At 71.8% G+C, this 18380-nt stretch carries 19 protein-coding genes and 1 tRNA gene; 5 read left to right on the top strand and 15 right to left on the bottom strand.

All coding sequences use genetic code 11. From position 1 onward, the window contains the following. The first annotated feature begins 10 nt into the window (after positions 1-10). Together BR85_RS03085 and BR85_RS03080 are read left to right on the top strand one after the other, a co-directional pair. Positions 11-988 carry a sensor histidine kinase gene (locus BR85_RS03085; protein ID WP_028495202.1) on the top strand — a complete coding sequence of 326 codons (978 nt, stop codon included), beginning with the start codon at positions 11-13 and terminating at the stop codon, positions 986-988. Further along, positions 985-1644, top strand: a complete 660-nt coding sequence (locus tag BR85_RS03080; RefSeq protein ID WP_028495201.1) for a response regulator transcription factor — start codon at positions 985-987, stop codon at positions 1642-1644. Before BR85_RS03085 ends, BR85_RS03080 begins: the two co-directional genes overlap by 4 nt. 48 nt (positions 1645-1692) lie before the next feature. On the opposite strand, the gene BR85_RS03075 is transcribed toward BR85_RS03080, so the two are convergent. The 3 genes from BR85_RS03075 to BR85_RS03065 form a co-directional block, all read right to left on the bottom strand. Continuing rightward, positions 1693-3060 carry a PhoH family protein gene (locus tag BR85_RS03075; RefSeq protein WP_028495200.1) on the bottom strand — a complete coding sequence of 456 codons (1368 nt, stop codon included), beginning with the start codon at positions 3058-3060 and terminating at the stop codon, positions 1693-1695. Between the two features lie 166 nt (positions 3061-3226). Next, a complete protein-coding gene (locus BR85_RS03070) occupies positions 3227-4381 on the bottom strand; it encodes an aminotransferase class V-fold PLP-dependent enzyme (protein WP_051526124.1) in 1155 nt (384 codons plus the stop codon). Between the two features lie 30 nt (positions 4382-4411). Continuing rightward, positions 4412-5197, bottom strand: a complete 786-nt coding sequence (locus tag BR85_RS03065) for an isoprenyl transferase (RefSeq protein WP_028495199.1) — start codon at positions 5195-5197, stop codon at positions 4412-4414. 100 nt (positions 5198-5297) lie between these two features. Between BR85_RS03065 and trhA the strand changes: the two genes are divergently transcribed. Then, the gene (gene trhA / locus BR85_RS03060) at positions 5298-5996 is read left to right on the top strand and encodes a PAQR family membrane homeostasis protein TrhA (protein ID WP_028495198.1); all 699 of its coding nucleotides are present in this window, start codon (positions 5298-5300) and stop codon (positions 5994-5996) included. 8 nt (positions 5997-6004) lie between these two features. Here trhA and BR85_RS03055 read toward each other — a convergent pair whose 3' ends face one another. Next, complete coding sequence (locus BR85_RS03055) at positions 6005-6286, bottom strand: hypothetical protein (protein ID WP_036272182.1); 282 nt, start codon at positions 6284-6286, stop codon at positions 6005-6007. Positions 6287-6346: 60 nt separating this feature from the next. Here BR85_RS03055 and BR85_RS03050 point away from each other — a divergent pair, with 60 nt between their 5' ends. Both BR85_RS03050 and greA read left to right on the top strand, forming a co-directional pair. Further along, the gene (locus BR85_RS03050; protein WP_028495196.1) at positions 6347-6748 is read left to right on the top strand and encodes a DUF4307 domain-containing protein; all 402 of its coding nucleotides are present in this window, start codon (positions 6347-6349) and stop codon (positions 6746-6748) included. Between the two features lie 73 nt (positions 6749-6821). Beyond that, a complete protein-coding gene (greA, locus tag BR85_RS03045) occupies positions 6822-7313 on the top strand; it encodes a transcription elongation factor GreA (RefSeq protein ID WP_028495195.1) in 492 nt (163 codons plus the stop codon). A 3-nt stretch (positions 7314-7316) separates the two neighbouring features. Here the strand turns inward: greA and ilvA are convergent, their stop codons facing one another. From ilvA to BR85_RS02990, 11 genes are all read right to left on the bottom strand, one after another. After that, on the bottom strand, positions 7317-8543 hold the full coding sequence (gene ilvA / locus BR85_RS03040) for a threonine ammonia-lyase (RefSeq protein WP_028495194.1): 1227 nt from the start codon (positions 8541-8543) through the stop codon (positions 7317-7319). 14 nt (positions 8544-8557) lie between these two features. Then, positions 8558-9745, bottom strand: coding sequence for an AI-2E family transporter (locus BR85_RS03035; RefSeq protein ID WP_028495193.1), 1188 nt, complete (start codon positions 9743-9745; stop codon positions 8558-8560). 63 nt (positions 9746-9808) lie between these two features. Continuing rightward, positions 9809-10894 carry a DNA glycosylase AlkZ-like family protein gene (locus BR85_RS03030; protein ID WP_028495192.1) on the bottom strand — a complete coding sequence of 362 codons (1086 nt, stop codon included), beginning with the start codon at positions 10892-10894 and terminating at the stop codon, positions 9809-9811. 27 nt (positions 10895-10921) lie between these two features. Further along, complete coding sequence (locus tag BR85_RS03025; RefSeq protein WP_028495191.1) at positions 10922-11488, bottom strand: LemA family protein; 567 nt, start codon at positions 11486-11488, stop codon at positions 10922-10924. Positions 11489-11566: 78 nt separating this feature from the next. Next, on the bottom strand, positions 11567-12880 hold the full coding sequence (locus BR85_RS03020; RefSeq protein ID WP_028495190.1) for a D-arabinono-1,4-lactone oxidase: 1314 nt from the start codon (positions 12878-12880) through the stop codon (positions 11567-11569). Further along, entirely contained in the window at positions 12877-14106 is a 1230-nt protein-coding gene (locus BR85_RS03015; protein WP_028495189.1) for an alanine racemase, read from the bottom strand. The genes BR85_RS03020 and BR85_RS03015 overlap by 4 nt, the downstream gene beginning before the upstream one ends. Before the next feature lie 418 nt (positions 14107-14524). Beyond that, the gene (locus BR85_RS03010) at positions 14525-14869 is read right to left on the bottom strand and encodes a cupin domain-containing protein (RefSeq protein ID WP_028495188.1); all 345 of its coding nucleotides are present in this window, start codon (positions 14867-14869) and stop codon (positions 14525-14527) included. A gap of 71 nt (positions 14870-14940) precedes the next feature. Then, positions 14941-15013, bottom strand: a tRNA-Leu gene (locus BR85_RS03005). Positions 15014-15053: 40 nt separating this feature from the next. Then, positions 15054-16472 carry an NAD(P)/FAD-dependent oxidoreductase gene (locus BR85_RS03000; protein WP_028495187.1) on the bottom strand — a complete coding sequence of 473 codons (1419 nt, stop codon included), beginning with the start codon at positions 16470-16472 and terminating at the stop codon, positions 15054-15056. A 32-nt stretch (positions 16473-16504) separates the two neighbouring features. Continuing rightward, positions 16505-17839, bottom strand: a complete 1335-nt coding sequence (locus BR85_RS02995) for a S8 family peptidase (RefSeq protein ID WP_028495186.1) — start codon at positions 17837-17839, stop codon at positions 16505-16507. Beyond that, complete coding sequence (locus BR85_RS02990) at positions 17812-18282, bottom strand: DUF501 domain-containing protein (protein WP_051526229.1); 471 nt, start codon at positions 18280-18282, stop codon at positions 17812-17814. The genes BR85_RS02995 and BR85_RS02990 overlap by 28 nt, the downstream gene beginning before the upstream one ends. Positions 18283-18380 lie beyond the last annotated feature (98 nt).

Here is an 18380-nt window from a genome sequence, read left to right as displayed (position 1 = left end):
TAATCAAGGTGTGAACCGCTCACCGGCGGACGATACCCGTCGCTCCCGCACCCTCGGCCTGGTGCTCGCCGTCGTGTCCGCCGGCTACGCCGTGGCGGCGCTCGGCGTCGGGATCGTCCACGCCGTGATCGGTCAGCCGATCAGCTGGGCGGCCGTCGCGCTGTACGCGGCGGTCGCCGCCGCGAGCGTCGTGGTGACCGGGATCGTCGGCTGGGCGGTGTTCGCCGCGGACCCCACCGACTCCACCGGCGGCGATTCGGCGGAGACGTTCTTCGACGCGCAGCGCCGCCTCCTCGACGACGTCCGCCATGAGCTGAAGACCCCGATCACGATCGTCCGCGGACATCTCGAGGTCATGGACCCCAGCGACACGGAGGACGTCGCCGCCATCCGGGAGATCGGGATCGCGGAGCTGGACCGCATGACGCGGCTCATCGGCGACATCGACCTGCTCGCCGACGTGGAGATGGACCGCCTCCCGATGGGCAACGTGGACGTCGCGAGCCTCACGCAGCGCGTGTCCGAGCTCGTCGGCGTCATCCCCGGCCACACCTGGAGCGTCGAGAACACGGCGGATGCCGTCATCCGCGGCAATACCGACCGCCTGCTGCAGGCCTGGCTGCAGCTGGCCGACAACGCGGCGAAGTACACGCCAGCGGGTGCCGCCATCGAGGTCGGCAGCGCCGTGAACGCCGGCGGCGCGCAGCTGTGGGTGCGCGATCACGGTCCCGGCATCCCGCCGGCCATGCGGCACCGCATCTTCCGTCGGTTCGACCGCGGGACCGGTAAGCGCGCCGTCGGCGGGTCGGGCCTGGGCCTTGCGATCGTCGACGCGATCGCCAAGGCGCACGGCGGCCACTGCGCCGTCTCGGACACCCCGGGTGGCGGAGCCACCTTCACCCTCGAAGTCCCCATCGGCACGCGGGCGGCACTGCCGACGCCCGTGCGCGCTGGAGACGTCGTCATACAGAGAGAGGCCACCGGATGACACGCATCCTCGTCGTCGACGACGAACCGCACATCGTCTCGCTCGTCACGCGCGGCCTCCACGTCGAGGGCTACGAGACGGTGACCGCCGATGACGGCCAAGCGGCCCTGGACCGCGCGCTCGAGGGCGACATCGACCTCATCGTGCTGGACGTCGGCCTGCCGAGCATGGACGGGTTCGAGGTGCTGCGGCACCTGCGCGCCCGGGGCAGCGGCATCCCGGTGATCATGCTGACGGCGCGCAGTTCCACACGCGACGCGATCGAAGGGCTGGATGCCGGCGCCAGTGACTACGTTCCGAAACCGTTCGCGGTGGCCGAGCTCCTCGCCCGCGTGCGCTCGCGCCTGCGGGAGCGCACGTCCAGCACCGCGCCCGTCATCCTCACCCGCGGGAACGTGACCCTGGACATCCTGGGGCGGCACGCGAGCGTCGGCGGCCGCGATGTGGACCTCTCCGCGCGCGAGTTCGCCCTCGCCGAGCAGTTCCTCCGCCACCCCGGCGAGGTCCTCACCCGCGAGGTCCTGCTGAGTCGCGTGTGGGGCCTCGACTTCGACCCCGGGTCGAACGTCGTCGACGTGTACGTGCGGTACCTGCGCTCCAAGCTCGGCGCCGACAACATCGTCACGGTGCGCGGCGAGGGGTACCGCTGGGACTGACGGAAGGATCCCCGGGGCGGCGCCCCGGGGATCCCGCCTTCCCGATGGTCAGCTGAGCTCGGCGGCCTCGAGGAGTTCGGTCACGAGCGCCGCGATGGCGGAGCGCTCCGAGCGCATGAGCGTCACGTGCCCGAACAGACCGTGGCCCTTGAGCGTCTCGATGACCGACGCGATGCCGTCGTGGCGACCGACGCGGAGGTTGTCGCGCTGGCCCACGTCGTGCGTGAGCACGACCCGCGAGTTCTGGCCGATGCGGCTCAGCACCGTCAGCAGCACGTTCCGCTCCAGCGACTGCGCCTCGTCGACGATGACGAACGCATCGTGCAGGGAGCGTCCGCGGATGTGGGTCAGCGGCAGCACCTCGAGGAGGCCCCGGTCGACGATCTCCTCGACGACGTTGCCGGAGACGACGGAGCCGAGCGTGTCGAAGACCGCCTGACCCCACGGGTTCATCTTCTCCTGGGCGTCGCCGGGCAGGTAGCCGAGCTCCTGGCCGCCGACGGCGAACAGGGGGCGGAACACGAGGATCCGCTTCTGCTGCTGACGCTCCAGGACCGCCTCGAGCCCGGCGCACAGGGCGAGGGCGGACTTGCCGGTCCCGGCGCGCCCGCCGAGCGAGACGATGCCGACCTCGGGGTCCAGCAGCAGGTCGATCGCGATGCGCTGCTCGGCCGAGCGGCCGTGCAGCCCGAAGACGTCGCGATCCCCCCGGACCAGCCGGTACTCCCCGTCGCCGGTCACCCGGCCCAGGGCCGATCCCCGTTCGGAGTGGATCACGAGGCCGGTGTTCACCGGCAGCCCGATGACGTCGGCGCTGGAGGCCACCTCGCTCTCGTACAGATCGCTGACGTCGTCGCCCGACACGTCGATCGCCGCGATCCCGGTCCACCCGGAGTCCACGGCCTGCTCGGCGAGGTACTCCTCCGCGTGCAGGCCGAGCGAGGCGGCCTTCACGCGCATGGGAAGGTCCTTGGAGACGACCGTGACCGACTGCCCCTCCTGGGAGAGGTGCATCGCGACGGAGAGGATGCGCGTGTCGTTGTCGCCCAGGCGCATGCCGGCGGGGAGGACCGTCGGATCGGTGTTGGTGAGCTCGACGCGGAGCGTCCCGTCCTCCCCCACCGGGACGGGGAAGTCGAGGCGCCCGTGCTCGACCCGGAGTTCGTCGAGGTGCCGCAGCGCCTGGCGCGCGAAGTACCCGATCTCCGGGTCGTGGCGCTTGCCCTCCAGTTCCGTGATCACCACGACGGGGACCACGACGGAGTGCTCGGCGAAACGGAAGAAGGCCCGCGGATCGCTCAGCAGGACCGAGGTGTCCAGCACATACGTGCGGAGATCCTGGTCGGCGGCCCGTCCGTGTGCGGACGCGCCTTCCTGAGTGACACGGCGCTGCTTCTCTGGTGCTCGTGTGATCACAACCCACTCCCGCCCCGGGTGGTTTCACCCGGCAGTCACGAGTCGACCGTTGGCCACGAGTCAGTGGAGAGGCCGACCCGACCGGGCACCATGCCCGATGTGATGACCGTACGTCCGGGGTGCGACGCGCAGCGCAAGCGACACGCCGCGCCGTGTGGCGCGCAGGTTAACTTCCGGAGACGACGACGTCCGTCGCGCCGGAGGTCGCCTCCAGCGCCATGCGGGCCGCGGAGGCCTCGGCCAGCGCATCGCCCAGCAGCAGGAACGTGTCCGCGCCGGTGCCGATGTGCGGAGAGAGGCGGATTGTGCCGCCGCGCGCCGTGGCCGTGACGCCGTGGTTGGCGAGCGCCGCGGCGAGATGCCCGGCCTCGGCCGGCTCGGGTTCCAGCGCGACGATGCCGGCGTGACGCTCGCGGTCGGTGAGGACGGGCACGCCGTAGCGGTCGGCGAGGGCCATGATGTCGCGCGCCCGCTCCCGCAGCTGCGCCGCGATCCCGGCGACCCCGGCGGTCTGGATCTCGCGCAGCGCGGTTGCGAGCCGTGCGGCGGCGAGCGGGTCAGCGGGCGAGACGGTGTACGCGGCGGCGGTGCCCAGCGGAGCCGGGACGCCGATGGTGGACAGATCGCCGTCCATGCCGGCCACCCCGGACAGGACCGGCTCGATGCGCTCTCGGGCGCGCGCGGAGAACCAGGCGAAGCCCGTTCCGCGGCCGGCGCGCAGCCACTTGTAGCCGTTCCCGCAGACGACGTCCGCGGCAGTCCAGTCGGCCTCCACGACACCGAAGGCCTGCACGGCGTCGACGATGAGGAGCCGGTCGCCGATGACGTCGCGCAGCGCGGCCAGGTCGGCGAGGTAGCCGGTCCGGTAGTCCACGAGGCTGACCGCGACGGCCGTGGTCTCGTCGGTCAGCGCCTCGCGCACGGCATCCGCCGTGACCGGGCCGCCCGGCAGGTCGTGCACACGGAGCATGCCGCGGGCGTCGGCGGCGCGCCGAGCCGTGACGGTCAGCGCGGGGAACTCCCGCGGCGAGAGGAGCAGTTCGCCGGTGACGCCGTACAGCGCCTGCATGAGGCCGTGCGTCGTGGACGGCTGCAGCGTGACCTCGTCGGCGGCGACGCCGAGCAGGGCGGCGAGGAGCCCCTGCGCCTCCGGGACGCGGGACGAGACGAGGTCGATGCCGCTGCGCCGGCCCGTCCCGAGCAGCTCGGCGTCGGCCTGCGCCTCGGCGCGGACCGCGGGCGAGAGCGGGCCGAAGGACGCCCAGTTGAGATACCCGGATTCCGCGTCGAAGGTCTCGAGGTAGGGCTCCAGGTCGTTCACATGTCCATTCTGGCACGCGGAGTCCGGCGATCAGCCCCCGTAGCGGCGGTCGCGGGAGGCATAATCCCTGATGGCGCGGAGGAAGTCGACCTTCCGCAGGTCGGGCCCCAGGGCCTCCACGAAGTAGAACTCGGAGTGCGCCGACTGCCAGAGGAGGAAGTCGCTGAGCCGCTGCTCCCCCGACGTGCGGATGACGAGATCGGGATCGGCCTGGCCGACCGTGTAGAGGTGTTCGCCGATCTGCTCGGGGGTGAGGTTCGCCGCGAGGTCTTCGAGCGATCCGCCGTTCTCGTGGTGCTGCGCGAGGATGCTCCGGACGGCGTCGACGATCTCGCTGCGCCCGCCGTAGCCGACCGCGAGGTTCACGTGCAGACCGGTGTTCTCCCGGGTGCGCTCCTGCGCCGTCGCGAGCACACGGGCCAGCTCCGCGGGCAGGATCTCGGCGCGGCCCACGTGCTGGACGCGCCAGCCCGGTTCGTGCGAGAGCTCGTCGGCGAGCTCCGCGATGATCTCGATGAGATCGGCGAGCTCCTTCGAGTCGCGCTTGCTGAGGTTATCCGTCGAGAGGAGGTAGAGCGAGACGACGCGGACGCCGAGGTCATCGCACCACCGCAGGAAGTCGTGCATCTTGGCCGCCCCGGCGCGGTGCCCGTCGGCGGCGGTGGGGTACCCGGCCTGGCGGGCCCAGCGGCGGTTGCCGTCGATCATCATCGCGACGTGGTGCGGGACGGTCTCCGGCGTGAGCCTGCGCCGCAGGCGGGAACTGTAGAGACGGTAGAGCAGTCCCCGTCCGTCTGCAGCGCCTGAGCGTGTCACCCCCCTACGCTATCGCGCCGTCCGCCGTATGTAGTGGCAGGCATACGCCGACGCGTAGAGTCGGGCCGTGACCCGACCTGCATCGGACGCCGGCGCCGAGATGCCGGAGCTTCCGCTCATCGAAGCCGCGGCCGTCGATGCCCAGGTCGAGCTGCGGCCGACCTGGCGCGGCTGGATCCACGCCGGCACGTTCCCCGTCGCGATCGTCGCGGGCATCGTCCTCGTGTTCGCTGCGGAAGGCGCCGCCGCGACCTGGGCGTGCGTCGTGTTCGCGGTGTCCTCGCTCCTGCTGTTCGGCAACTCCGCCCTCTACCACCGCTTCGACTGGGGCCCCCGTACCAAGGCGATCCTCAAGCGCATCGACCACGCCAACATCCTGCTGCTCATCGCCGGGACGTACACGCCGCTGTCCGTGCTGGCCCTGCCGCCCGAGAAGGGCAGCCTGCTGCTGATCCTCGTCTGGTCGGGTGCGCTGGCCGGCATCCTCTTCCGCGTCTTCTGGATCGGCGCGCCGCGCTGGCTGTACGTCGCGCTGTACCTGCTGCTCGGCTGGGCGGCCGTCATGTACATGGGCGACCTGCTGCAGGCGAACGTCGCGATGATGCTCCTCGTGGTCGTCGGCGGCCTGCTCTACACGGCCGGGGCCATCGTCTACGCCCTGAAGAAGCCGAACCCGTGGCCCGGCCATTTCGGCTTCCACGAGATCTTCCATGTCTGCACGGTGCTCGCGTTCCTGTGCCACTGGACCGCGAGCCTGCTCATCGTGCTGGACCCGGTCGTCCCGTCGCTCGGCGGCTGACCCCGCCGTCAGCGGGCCGGGTCGACGTCCTGGTCGTCGACGTCGGTGGCGCGGTCGGCGGCGCGGCCCTCCGCAGCGGCCTGCTCCTCGGCATCCAGTTGCTCGTTGACGTCGGCACGGTACCCCGCGCGGCGGATCCGGCGCAGCATGTCGATCAGCAGGAAGACCACGGCGACCGCGATCACCGCGATGGCGACGAAGCCGATGAAACCGGGGGTGACGTCCTCCGGGTCGACGCCCGAGGTCCCCGACGGGGTCGGAGTCGTCGCCAGCCACATCAGCACGTCCATGGGTCCTCGTTCCTCGTCGCAAGCGAATAGCCTGGAATCCCAGCCTAGATCGGATGCCGCATGACCACCGCCGCGATCGACCGCAAGCTCGCCGACCGCTACGGGCGCTCCCGCCCGGGGTCGCGGCGCGCCCGCTGGGTCGTCATCGGGCTCGTGGCCGCGGCGCTGTTCGGCTACGTCGCGTGGACGACCTGGAGCAGCGCCGCCGACTCGGTCGACTACGACACGACCGGCTTCGTCGTGCATGACGCCCACCGCGTCACGGTGACGTTCCAGGTGACGGCCGACCCCGACACCGCCTTCGCCTGCGCCGTGGAGGCACGCGACGAGGAGCACGGCGTCGTGGGCTGGCGGGTGATCGAATACGCCGCGGAGCCGACCCGCAGCCGCGCCTTCAGCGAGGACATCCCGACGACCGCCGAGGCGACGACGGGATTGGCGACCTCCTGCTGGATCCCGTAGTCTGAGACCCACCTTCGCGCCCCGGCTGCTTGCCGGGGCGTTCGGTTTACGCCCCGCGACGCAAGGAGATGACGTGTCCAGCGACAGCAACGCCCCCTTCCTCACTCAGGACGCCTACGACCGGCTCGCCGCCGAGCTCGAGCACCTGTCGACGACGGGCCGCGAGGAGATCGCCAAGCGCATCGAGTCCGCCCGCGAGGAGGGCGACCTCAAGGAGAACGGCGGCTACCACGCCGCGAAGGACGAGCAGGGCAAGCAGGAGGCCCGCATCCGGACGCTCCAGCAGCTGCTGAAGGACGCGAAGGTCGGCGAGGCCCCCGAGGCGGGCGGCGTCGTGCAGCCCGGCACCGTCGTCACAGCCGTCGTCGCCGGCGGCGAGGAGGTCTTCCTCCTCGGCAGCCGGGAGATCGCGAGCGTCTCCGACCTCGACGTCTACAGCGAGGCCTCCCCGCTGGGCGCCGCGATCCTCGGGCTCAAGGAGGGCGAGAAGACGTCCTACACGGCGCCCAACGGCCGGGAGATCGCCGTCGAGGTCGTCAAGGTCGAGACCTACACCGGGCAGTAGGCGTCAGTCCCGCACGACGCGCGGCGCGTAGCCGGCATCCTGCAGGATCGAGATCACCTGCGCGCGGTGCTCCTCGCCGCGCGTCTCCACGCTCAGCTGCAGGATGACCTCGCTGATCTGCATCCCCTGGCCGTGCCGCGTGTGCAGCACCTCGATGACGTTCGCGCCGGCGATCGCGAGCAGCTCCGACACACGCGCGAGCTGACCGGGACGATCGGGCAGCGGCACCTGCAGCGTCATGTACCGACCGGATGCCGCGAGGCCGTGCGCGACGACCCGCTGCAGCAGCAGGGGGTCGATGTTGCCGCCGGAGAGGATGGCGACGGTGGGTCCGGTCGCCGTCACCTTGCCGGCGAGGATCGCCGCGACCCCAACGGCGCCGGCCGGCTCGACGACCTGCTTGGCGCGCTCCAGGAGCACGAGCAGGGCCCGGGCGATGTCGTCGTCGGTGACCGTGACGACCTCGTCGACGAGATCCCGGATGATCTCGAACGGGATGTCGCCGGGGCGGGCGACGGCGATGCCGTCGGCGATCGTCGGTGTCGTCGCGACCTCCAGCGGGGTGCCGGCGGCGAGCGAGGCGGGGTAGGCGGCGGAGTTCTCCGCCTGCACGCCGATGACACGGACGGTGCGGCCCTCCTGTGCGGCGCGGGCCTTCACGGCCGCCGCGACCCCGGCGATGAGTCCCCCGCCGCCGATTCCCACGACGAGGGTGTCGAGGCCCGGCACCTCGTCCATGAGCTCGAGGCCGAGCGTCCCCTGGCCGATGATGATGTCGCGGTGGTCGTACGGCGGGATGAGGATCGCGCCGGTGCGCTCGGCGAACTCCGCCGCGAGCCGCAGCGGGGTCTCCACCGTCGCACCCTCGAGGATCACCTCCGCGCCGTACCCCCGGGTCGCGAGCAGCTTCGGCACGGGCACGCCGAGCGGCATGAAGATCGTCGCGGGGATGCCCAGCTTCTGCGCCGCCAGGGCGACCCCCTGCGCGTGGTTGCCCGCGGACGCCGCCACGACGCCGCGCGCCATCTCCTCCGGTGTCAGGCGGGAGAGCCGGTAGACGGCGCCGCGGATCTTGAACGACCCGGTGCGCTGCAGGTTCTCGAGCTTGAGGTGCACGGGGGCCCCGAGCACGTCGGAGAGGTGCTCGGAATCCTCCAGGGGCGTGTGCACGATGACGTCGCGCAGCAGCGCGGCCGCGTCCTCGAACTCCGCCAGGGTGGGATGGGTCATGTTCACTACCTCCGTCACGCGGGGGCCTTTCTGCTGCGCGGAACGGTGCTCCAGATGAGGTCGTCCGGGGGTGGCCGCAGGCCCGTCTCCCACCCGCGGCGGGACAGGTAGATCCAGACGACGTTGAAGAAGGCGGCCAGCGGCACGGCGAAGAGGGCGCCGGGGATGCCGGCGATCATGGCGCCGCCGGCGACGACGAGCACGACCGCGAGGGGGTGAACCTTGACGGCGGATCCCATGAGGAGCGGCTGGAGGATGTGACCCTCGATCTGCTGCACGCCGAGCACGATGATCAGCATCCACAGGGCGATCCACGGCCCGTTGTAGACGAGGGCGAGGAAGACGGCGAGGGCGCCGGTGATGACGGCGCCGACGAACGGGATGAACGCGCCGAGGAACACCAGGACGGCGACGGGGATCGCCAGCGGCACGCCGAGGAGGAACGCGCCGAGGCCGATGCCGGTGGCGTCGATCGTCGCGACGAGCAGCTGCGTGCGGGCGTAGTTGACGACCGTGACCCAGCCCTCCCGGCCGGCGCCGTCGACGGCCGGCCGCGCCCGCTGGGGGAAGAGGCGCACGGTCCAGCGCCAGATCCCGGCGCCGTCGGCGAGGACGCACAGCAGGATGAAGAGCGTCAGCAGCGCACCGGTCGCGACGTGACCCACGGTCGAGCCGATCGCGAGCGCCCCCGACCAGAGGAGGGATGCCTGCTCCTGCAGGAGGGCCCAGCCCTGATCGAGGAGGTCGTCGATCTGCGCGGGCGTGAGGTGCAGGGGTCCGGCGATGAGGTACTGGCGGAAATCGGCGACGGCGCCGACCGTGCGGGCCTGGACGGCGGACCATTCCCGTGTGATCTGCCACACGGCGAGCCAGATGAGGCCCGTGACGATGGCGAGCGTGCCGAGGACCGTGATGACGATGGCGAGCCAGCGCGGGAAGCGCGCCCGCAGCAGGAAGCCGAACGCGGGCCACACGAGCGCCGTCACGAGGATCGCGACGAGGAGCGGGATGACGAGGAGCTTCAGCTGGATGACGAGCCAGATCGCGACGCCGATCGCGCCGGCGATGAGGAGGAAGCGCCAGGAGTAGGCGGATGCGACGCGGAGACCCCGGGGGACGCTGTCGGCGGCGTCGGAGATCACGGTCCGGGGGCGCAGAGCATCGAAGAAGCCGCCGCGGGGCTTGTCTTCTGGACCGGTCACCTCGTCAGTCTAGGCGTGCTCACGTTCCCTGTCGGGAATGCGGGATGCCCCGCCGGGCCGGGGTCAGCGACCGACGACCTCGACCCCGAGCCACCGGGCGAGCTCGGCGATCTCGGCGTCCACGGCCTCGGCCGTGGCCGTGTCGAATGGCGTGTCCTCGTGCACGGCATGGACGCGGAGCACGCCCGCTCGGCGATCGGTCTTGGCGTCGAGCTTCCCGACGAAGCGGTCGCCGTGCAGGATCGGGAGGGCGAAGGAGCCCCAGCGGCGCTGCGCCGCGGGTTTGTACATCTCCAGGAGGTACTCGTAGCCGAAGAGGGCCAGCAGGCGCTCGCGGTCGAAGACGAGCGCATCCATCGGCGAGAGGAGGGCGGTGCGCGGGGCGAAGCCGTCGAGGCGCTCGAGCGCTGCCCCATCCACACGCCACGTCCCGTCGACTCCGTCGACGACCGCCTCCTCCCCCACGGTCGCGGGATCGACGTCCTCCTCCGCCGTGACGAGCGCCTTCGCACGGGCGATGCCGAGGGCGCCGAGCCGGCGCTCCGCCCGCTCGCGGGCGGCGTCGGCGGGTGGGATGTCCGGGAGCCCGGCCGGATACACACGCTCGGCGAGGTCGAACACGCGGCCCTTCGCGTCCCGGGAGGACACCGCGACCTGCCCGTTCGCGACGAGGATCTCGAGCATCTGCGTGCTGTTGCGGCTGTGCGTCCAGCCGGTCGAGCGCCACGAGACCTGCGCGGTGTCCGGGATCTGCGCGGCGCGGAGGGGACCCTCGTCGCGCAGGCGCGCGAGCACCTCGCGGCGGAACGACTCGTTCACCCTCAGCCACTCCCGCGGCTGCGCATAGCGCGGGGACGCCGCCATCTCGTGGCGCAGGAGCGGCAGATCGCTCATGATGCGGTAGGCCCCGCGCCACTCGAACACGTCCCGGTCGACCTCGACGGCGCGCACGAGATCGGCGTGCTGATAGGGCCACCACAAGCGGCTCCACAGGATGTGGTCGGCGCTGGGCGCGATGGTGGCGGCCGGGTCGATGTTGACCGACGTGAGCGCGTAGATGGTCTCCACGATCCCGGCGGGCCGGTGATCGTCGAGCAGCTGCGCCGCGACGGCGATCCGCCGCGCATCGACGGCGGTGAGGTGCCGCATCCCGACCCGGACTCCGCCGCGCCGGCGTCAGAACTGGATGCGGGGCGGCTCCGCGATGGCGGCGCCGTCGACGACCTCGAAGAACTCCCGCTCGGAGAATCCGAGGTTGCGGGCGAACAGGTTGTTCGGGAAGACCTTGATCTTCGTGTTCAGCTCGCGCACGCCGCCGTTGTAGAACCGGCGCGAGGCCTGGATCTTGTCCTCCGTGTCGACGACCGACTGCTGGAGCTGAAGGAAGTTCTGGCTGGCCTGGAGCTGCGGGTACGCCTCGGCGACCGCGAACAGCGACTTCAGGGCCTGCTGCATGTGGCCCTCGGCGACGCCCGCGTCGGCCGGTGAGCCGGCGGCGAGGGTCTCCGCGCGGGCACGGGTCACGTTCTCGAAGACGGCCTTCTCATGAGCCGCGTAGCCCTTCACGGTCTCGATGAGGTTGGGCAGCAGGTCGGCGCGACGCTTGAGCTGCACCGTGATGTCGCTCCACGCCTCGTCCACGCGCACGTTGAGCGCGACCAGCGAGTTGTACGTGGCCCACAGGTAGATCCCGACGATCACGATCAGACCGACGACGATGACTACCGGGATCAGCCATTCCATAGCACTCCCATCGATATGTTGTTCATCCTAGCCACCGGGACGACAGGCGCCCCACTCCCGCCCGGGTACTCCCAGGCGTTACCCACCGAGGACGCGGTCGAGGTAGACGTTGCGGAAGAGGCGGGCGGGATCGAGGCGGTCGCGGAGCGCCACGAAGTCGTCGAACCGGGGGTAGCGATCCCGCAGCTCGGCGGCGTCGAGGGTGTGCATCTTGCCCCAGTGCGGACGTCCCTCGTGGGCGAAGAGGACCTCCTCGACGGCGGTGAAGTAGGCGGCCGGGTCCACCTTCGCGTAGCGGTGCACGGCGATGTACCCGGACGCGCGGGCGTGCGCCGTCGACAGCCACAGGTCGTCGGCGGCGGCCGTGCGCACCTCGACGGGGAATTCGATCCGCCAGCCGTGGTCGGCGATGACGCGCTGCACAGCCCGGAAGGCGTCGGGCAGCCGGTCCAGCGGGACGGCGTACTCCATCTCGCGGAAGCGGACGCCACGCGAGGTGGCGAACACGCGGTGCGAACGGTCGGAGTAGGTGCGGTTCCCCCATACCGAGGCGGAGACGCGGTTGATCGTGGGGACGAGCGGGGGCAGCGCTCGCCCCAGGGAGCAGACGGCCTGATGGAGGGTGTTGCCGAGAAGGGTGTCGTCGATCCACGCGCGCACGGGATGCTGCGGGGCCACCGGCTCGTCACCGGGCAGCCGCGTGTTGGTCTTCGTGAGCGCGGCATCCGTGTGCGGGAACCAGTAGAACTCGAAGTGGTCCGCAGCCGCCGCCCGCGCGGGTAGGGCGCCCAGGACGTCGGCCATCGGCTCGGGCCGCTCCACGGCGCGCAGGCCGAACGCGGGGACGCACTGCAGCGTGACGTCCACGAGCACGCCGAGGGCGCCGATGCTCAGTGCGACGGCGGGGAGGAGCTCGCTGTTCTCGTCCTCGGAGACCGTGAGCAGCGCGCCGTCGGCTGTCACGAGGGTCGCGGCCACGACCTGCGTGGCGATGCCGCCGAAGCCCAGCCCCGTCCCGTGCGTGCCGGTCGAGATGGCGCCGGAGATCGACTGGCGGTCGATGTCGCCGAGATTCGGCATGGCGAGCCCGTACGGCTTCAGCAGCGCCGGGATGCGCTGCAGCCGCGTGCCGGCGAGGAGGCGCACGCGGGCGCGCTCACGGTCGACGTGCACGAGGCCGGAGAGGTCGGCCAGGTCGAGCAGGACGCCCGGCGCCACCGCGATGCCGCTGAAGCTGTGCCCCGCGCCGATGGCCTTGAGGGGCAGTCCCCGCGCCGCCGCGGCGCTCACCGAGCGGCGCACCGCGGCCACCGTGGAGGGGAATTCCACGCGCACCGGGCGGACCCGTTCGGTGCGCCCCCAGTTCTCCCAGGTGCCGCCGGGTCGTGTCACAGGAAGCTCTTCCCTTCGCCTCGATACGTGGGGACCTCGCCGACGCGTGCGCCGCCGGCCACCAGGTGGAACCGGTCGACGCGCTCCGACAGCTCTCCGCTCTTGGCGTGCCGGAACCACACGCGGTCGCCGACGGTGAGCCCCCGGGCCGCCTCGCCGCGGAGCGGCGTCTGCACTTCGCCGGCGCCCTCCCGGCCGAGGGTCTGCAGGCCCTCCGGCCAGACCGGAAGCGGTTGGCGGGAGGCGAGCGCCGGGCCGGAGGCGATCCAGCCGCCGCCGAGGACCGTGACGATGTCCGGCGCGGGCTTGCGGACGACCTCGAGGGCGAACGCCGCGGCGGGCGCCGGCGTGAAGGCGCGGTAGCCGTCGAAGAGGTGCCCCGCGAGCAGGCCGCTGCCGGCCGTCGTCTCGGTGACGGCGAGGTCGGATGCCGTGGATTCGAGGGAGCCCGTGCCGCCGCCGTTGACGAACGCGAGCGGCGCGATGCCCCGCAGCGCCGCGACGATCTCCCCGCGCCGTTCGCCGAGTTCGCGGCCGGAGCGCCGCTGCATCCACCGCACGACGGTGTCACCGGAGCCTGCGGCATCCGGCTGTCCGGCGATCTGCGCCTCGTACATCATGAGGCCGACGAGCGAGAACCCCTCCCGCCGGACGATCGCGCGCGCGAGGCGCTGCACGTCGGCGACATCGTGCACGGGCGAGCGCCGGACGCCGATGTGCCCCAGGATCGGGGCCCGCCAGGACGCGTCGACGTCGATCGCGACCCGGAGCGCGGGGCGCCGCCCCGCCGGCACGACGGCGTCGATGAGGTCGAGCTGGGCGAGGTCGTCGACCATGAGCGTGATGCGGGCGGCCGCGACCTCGTCGGCGGCCAGCGCGGCGATCGCGGCGCGATCGACGCTCGGGTAGCCCAGCACGACGTCGTCGTGCGTCTCGGCGAGCCAGAGCGCCTCCGGCAGCGTGAACGCGAGGATGCCGCGGTACCCGGCGAGGGCGAGCGTCGCGGCGAGCACCTCCCGCACCCGGATGGACTTGCTCGCCACCCGGATGGGAACGCCGCTGGAGCGGATCACGAGGTCCAGGGCGTTGTAGCGCAGCGCGTCGAGATCGATCGTCGCGATGGGTCCGGACAGGTCGGAGATCGCCGCCGTCCGGGCCGCCCAGTAGTCCGCGGGCTGCGTCCACGGCTCGGCGCCGGTGGGTCGGCCGAGGAGGTCGAGGCTCATGGCGGGGGGGCTCCTCGGCGGTGCGGCGGTGGGGGCGGGTCGGACCGGGTCCCACCCGCGGTGGTCCCGGGTGTCGGACATGTCCGTGCGGCCACACTACCGCCCGGGCGGGACGGCGCGGCGGGGCCATTTGCACGGCGCGTGCATCCCGCATCCGAGGGGGACCGCCCGGTATCGTCGCACTCGTGGACCAGACCGACCCCCCGCGATCCCAGGAGCCCTCGACCGAAACGGCCGTGTGCGTCGTCCTCGGGTACGACTGAGCGCCGCCCGTCAGCCGAGGCGCTCCGCGAGCGCCACGATGATCCCCTCGGGGCCGCGCACGTACGCCATCCGCCACACGCCCTCGTAGGCGCCGCATGATGATCTCGGACCGTGCGTCGGGGATGCCGGTCACCCGTGTCGATGAGCTCCCCGCTCAGAGATCCGGACCGAGGGCACTTGGCCCGGCGTCGCCGGCGGCGGAGCCCTTCAGCTCTACGAAGATCGCGTGCGTCGTCGTCTGCCCGATGTTCTCGCCCGCATGACGCTGAGCCGCGAGCCAGACCGCCCGATGCGCGGGAATGTCGACGTCTCGCTGTCCGGCCTCCGTCGTGAGCCGGCGCCGGACCTCGCTGAGCGTCACCATGACGCTGTTCGGATGGACATGGGGCGTCGTCCGATCCCCCGGCTCGTCCCGGTACTCCAGGACGCGGACGACGTCGTTCTCGAACAGCGTGCGGTAATGCTCGGGGTTCGTCGACACGGGATCCTCATCGACCATGGTCGTGAGGGTACTCCGGGCGTCGGGAGTCGGACAGTCCCGCCGCGCGAACGGATCCTCAGGCGGTGACGTGCCCCCACTGGGACTCGAACCCAGACTGAAGCGATTTTAAGTCGCCTGCCTCTGCCATTGGGCTATGGGGGCGTGGTGGCGTCACCGCCGGTCACGCCACCACGCTAGCCGGTCAGCCGGCGGACTTCGCCGTGGCGGGGAGCTTCCCGGCGGGGGCCTTCTTGGCCGGGCTGCTCTTCTCCGGCGCGACGGCCGGAGCCTCGGGCGCCGCCGGACGCGGACGCGCGGCGAACTCCTCGAAGACGTACCGGGGGTTCTGCACCGTCTGCAGCGACACGTTGTCGCGCGTCAGCCAGAAGTTCTGCCACCAGTCGCCGACGACGCGGAACTTGCGCTCCCACGACGGCATCGCCAGGCCGTGGTAGCCGCGGTGCGCGACCCACGCGATGAAGCCCTTGAGCGCGATCTTGCCGGACTGGAAGACGCCGTTGTAGAGCCCGAGGCCGGCCACGGCGCCGAGGTTCTTGTGGACGTACTCGTTGGGCAGCTCGTCGCGGAGGACGGCGACGAGGTTCTTCGCGAGAAGCTTCGCCTGGCGTACGGCGTGCTGGGCGTTCGGCACGCAGTACCCGCCGACCCCGCCGCCGGTGAGGTCGGGGACGGCGGAGACGTCGCCGGCCGCCCAGGCGCCCTCGACGATCTCCTCCGGCGTGCCGACCCGCAGGTCGGCGCGGGTGCGGATGCGGCCGCGCTCCTCGACGGGCAGGTCACTGCCGCGCACGACGGTGGGGTTGGCCATGACGCCCGCGGTCCAGATGATGAGGTCGGTCGGCAGCACCTCGCCCGTGGAGAGCTCGACGTTGCCGTCGACGGCGCCGGTGACCTGCGTGTCCAGGTGGACGTACGCGCCGCGCTTGGCGAGGTCCTTCAGGACCCACTCGCTCGTCTTCAGCGAGACCTCGGGCATGATGCGCCCCATCGCCTCGATGAGGTGGAAGTGCGTGTCCTCGAAGCGCAGCTGCGGGTAGTCCTTCAGCAGCGAGGATGCCAGCGCACGGACCTCGGCGAACACCTCGATGCCGGCGAAACCGCCGCCCACGACGACGACGGTGAGGAGGCGGTCGCGCTCGGGGCCCGCGGGCAGGTTGGAGGCGCGCTCGAAGTTCGTGAGGATGCGGTCGCGGATCGCGACGGCCTCCTCGATCGTCTTGAGGCCGATCGCGTTGTCGGCGATGCCGGGAATCGGGAACGTGCGCGAGACGGCACCGGCCGTGACGACGATCTGGTCGTACGGCTCCTCCCAGGAGTCGCCGATCTCAGGCGTGATCGTCGCGACGCGGTTCGCGTGGTCGATCCCGGTCACCTTCGCCGTGACGACACGGGTCTTCTTCAGGTGACGGCGCAGCCCGACGATGACGTGGCGCGCCTCGATCTCACCGGCCGCGACCTCCGGCAGGAACGGCTGGTAGGTCATGTACGAGAGCGGGTCGACGATCGTGACCTCGGCCTCGCCCTTGCGCAGGTGCTTCTCGAGCTTCCAGGCGGTGTAGAACCCCGCATAGCCGCCTCCGACGATGAGAATCTTGGGCACAGTGCTAGTCACAGTCGGAAGAACTCCTTGTATCAACGGCTCGGCGTACGCGAGTCGCGCGCCGATCTGATGCGTCGGACAGCAGCGGTGACGCCGAGCGCCACCATTATAGCCGCCAGGGTTCCGGCCACGAGCGGGACCGTCCCGTAGCGAAGCGTCTCGGGACTCGGCAGCAGCGGTGAACGGGGCTGTGCGACGGGGTCCGCGGCGGGCAGCGGCGGGATCTCCACGGGGGCGACCGTGGGTGTCGGCGCCGGTGCTGCCTCCGCCCTCCGGAACACCCGGATCCATTCGCTGAGGCTGCCCATCGGGTTGGCGCTCACGGCCGCGACCGGCGTCTCCACTGCGGCGGCGGCGTCGATGAGCCCGTACCCGTACAGCGCGCTCGGAAGCCGCGTCACCCCGGGCACCTGCTTGGCGGTGCGGATGAGCCGGTTGATGACGTTGGGGGCGTCCAGGTCGGGGTGTGCGGAGCGGACGAGTGCGGCGATCCCCGCGACGATGGGTGCCGCGCCGCTCGTGCCGTTCCACAGCACCATCTGGCCGTCGGCGGAGACGCCGAGGAGCTCTTCGCTGGGCGCCGCGATGCCGATCGTGATGCCCTGCGTCGAGGCTTCGCGGCTGGCGTTGCCGGCCTTGTCGACGCCGGCGACCGTGAGCACGCCCGGGATGGTCGCGGGAGCGCCGACGATGTCGGTGCCGCTCCCCTTGTTGCCGGCGGCGACGACCACGACGACGTCGTGCTCGAACGCGTAGAGGAACGCGTCATCCCAGCTCTCGTCCCAGTCCAGCGTGTTCGTCGTGAACGACATGTTGATGATGTCGGCGCCGTTGTCGACGGCCCAGCGGATCGCGTCGGCGACCTGGTCGACGAAGGGCACGGATGCCGACGCGCCGAAGCCGATCGACAGCGACAGCAGGCTCGCCTCCGGCGCGACGCCGATCATGCCGGCATCCGCACTCGTGCCGCGCCCCGCCGCGAGGGACGCCACCCAGCTGCCGTGGTTCGCGTCGACGGCGCCGACGGGCGTGCGGCCGTCGGGCGAGCCGACGCCGGAGAAGTCCTTGCCGCCGGTGACGGCACCGGCGAACTCGACCGGCGTGCGGCCGATGCCGGTGTCGATGACGGCGATCGTGACGCCCTTGCCCCGGGAGGTCTTCCAGGCCTCGCGCACGCCGTAGTCGTCGAGCCAGTACTCGGCCGCGCGGATCGGGTCGGTCTGGGCGGTCCCGGGCCGCTCGCCGACCGGCGCGGCGGCGGCGGCGGTCGCCCCGACGGTCGTGACACCCAGGGCGAGCGACACGACGAGCGCGGCGGCGAGCCGCGTCACGCGCCCCGTCACGTCGCCGTCCGCGGGTGGGCGCACGTGCAGCGCTCCGGTGACCAGTCGCCGCGGGCCAGCGCGCGGTCCCCGATCGGGTTCACCCCGGGGCCCGCGGCCAGCGCGTGACCCGCGAGCGCGTGCAGGCACTTCACACGGGTCGGCATCCCGCCGGCGGAGATGCCCGCGATCTCCTCCACCTCCCCGTAGGCGGCACGATCGGCGAGGTACGCGGCGTGCGCGGCCGCGTACTCCGCCTGCAGCTGCTCATCACCGGCCAGCTCGTCGGCCAGTTCCCGCATCACCTGCGTGGCCTCGAGGGCGGACATCGCCGCGGTCGCCCCGGGGTGCGTCAGGTAGTAGAACGTCGGGAACGGGGTGCCGTCCGGAAGCCGCGGCTCCGTCGCCACGACCGTGGGATTACCGCACACGCACCGCGCCGCGATGCCGACGACACCGCGCATGGGGCGACCCAGCTGCTCCCGCATGACGTCGAGGTCGGCGGGTGTCGCAGGCGTCAGAGGGGGCACCCCTCCAGGGTACCGGCCGTCGCCTGGCGGGACGCTGGGTCGCGCATGCCGCGCCG

The sequence above is a fragment of the Microbacterium sp. UNCCL10 genome (genome assembly GCF_000746195.1).
Classification (GTDB): Bacteria; Actinomycetota; Actinomycetes; order Actinomycetales; family Microbacteriaceae; genus Microbacterium; species Microbacterium saccharophilum.
This window is presented reverse-complemented; position numbering and strand designations above follow the sequence as displayed.

What these genes read in the sequence shown, in the direction of transcription:
- BR85_RS03025 (WP_028495191.1), bottom strand. Translation starts at nt 11,488, where the DNA reads ATGGAATGGCTGATCCCGGTAGTCATCGTCGTCGGTCTGATCGTGATC.
- BR85_RS03055 (WP_036272182.1), bottom strand. Translation starts at nt 6,286, where the DNA reads ATGGACGTGCTGATGTGGCTGGCGACGACTCCGACCCCGTCGGGGACC.
- ilvA (WP_028495194.1), bottom strand. Translation starts at nt 8,543, where the DNA reads ATGACCCATCCCACCCTGGCGGAGTTCGAGGACGCGGCCGCGCTGCTG.
- trhA (WP_028495198.1), top strand. Translation starts at nt 5,298, where the DNA reads ATGCCGGAGCTTCCGCTCATCGAAGCCGCGGCCGTCGATGCCCAGGTC.
- BR85_RS03030 (WP_028495192.1), bottom strand. Translation starts at nt 10,894, where the DNA reads ATGCGGCACCTCACCGCCGTCGATGCGCGGCGGATCGCCGTCGCGGCG.
- BR85_RS02990 (WP_051526229.1), bottom strand. Translation starts at nt 18,282, where the DNA reads ATGCGGGAGCAGCTGGGTCGCCCCATGCGCGGTGTCGTCGGCATCGCG.
- BR85_RS03080 (WP_028495201.1), top strand. Translation starts at nt 985, where the DNA reads ATGACACGCATCCTCGTCGTCGACGACGAACCGCACATCGTCTCGCTC.
- BR85_RS03010 (WP_028495188.1), bottom strand. Translation starts at nt 14,869, where the DNA reads ATGGTCGATGAGGATCCCGTGTCGACGAACCCCGAGCATTACCGCACG.
- BR85_RS03050 (WP_028495196.1), top strand. Translation starts at nt 6,347, where the DNA reads ATGACCACCGCCGCGATCGACCGCAAGCTCGCCGACCGCTACGGGCGC.
- BR85_RS03015 (WP_028495189.1), bottom strand. Translation starts at nt 14,106, where the DNA reads ATGAGCCTCGACCTCCTCGGCCGACCCACCGGCGCCGAGCCGTGGACG.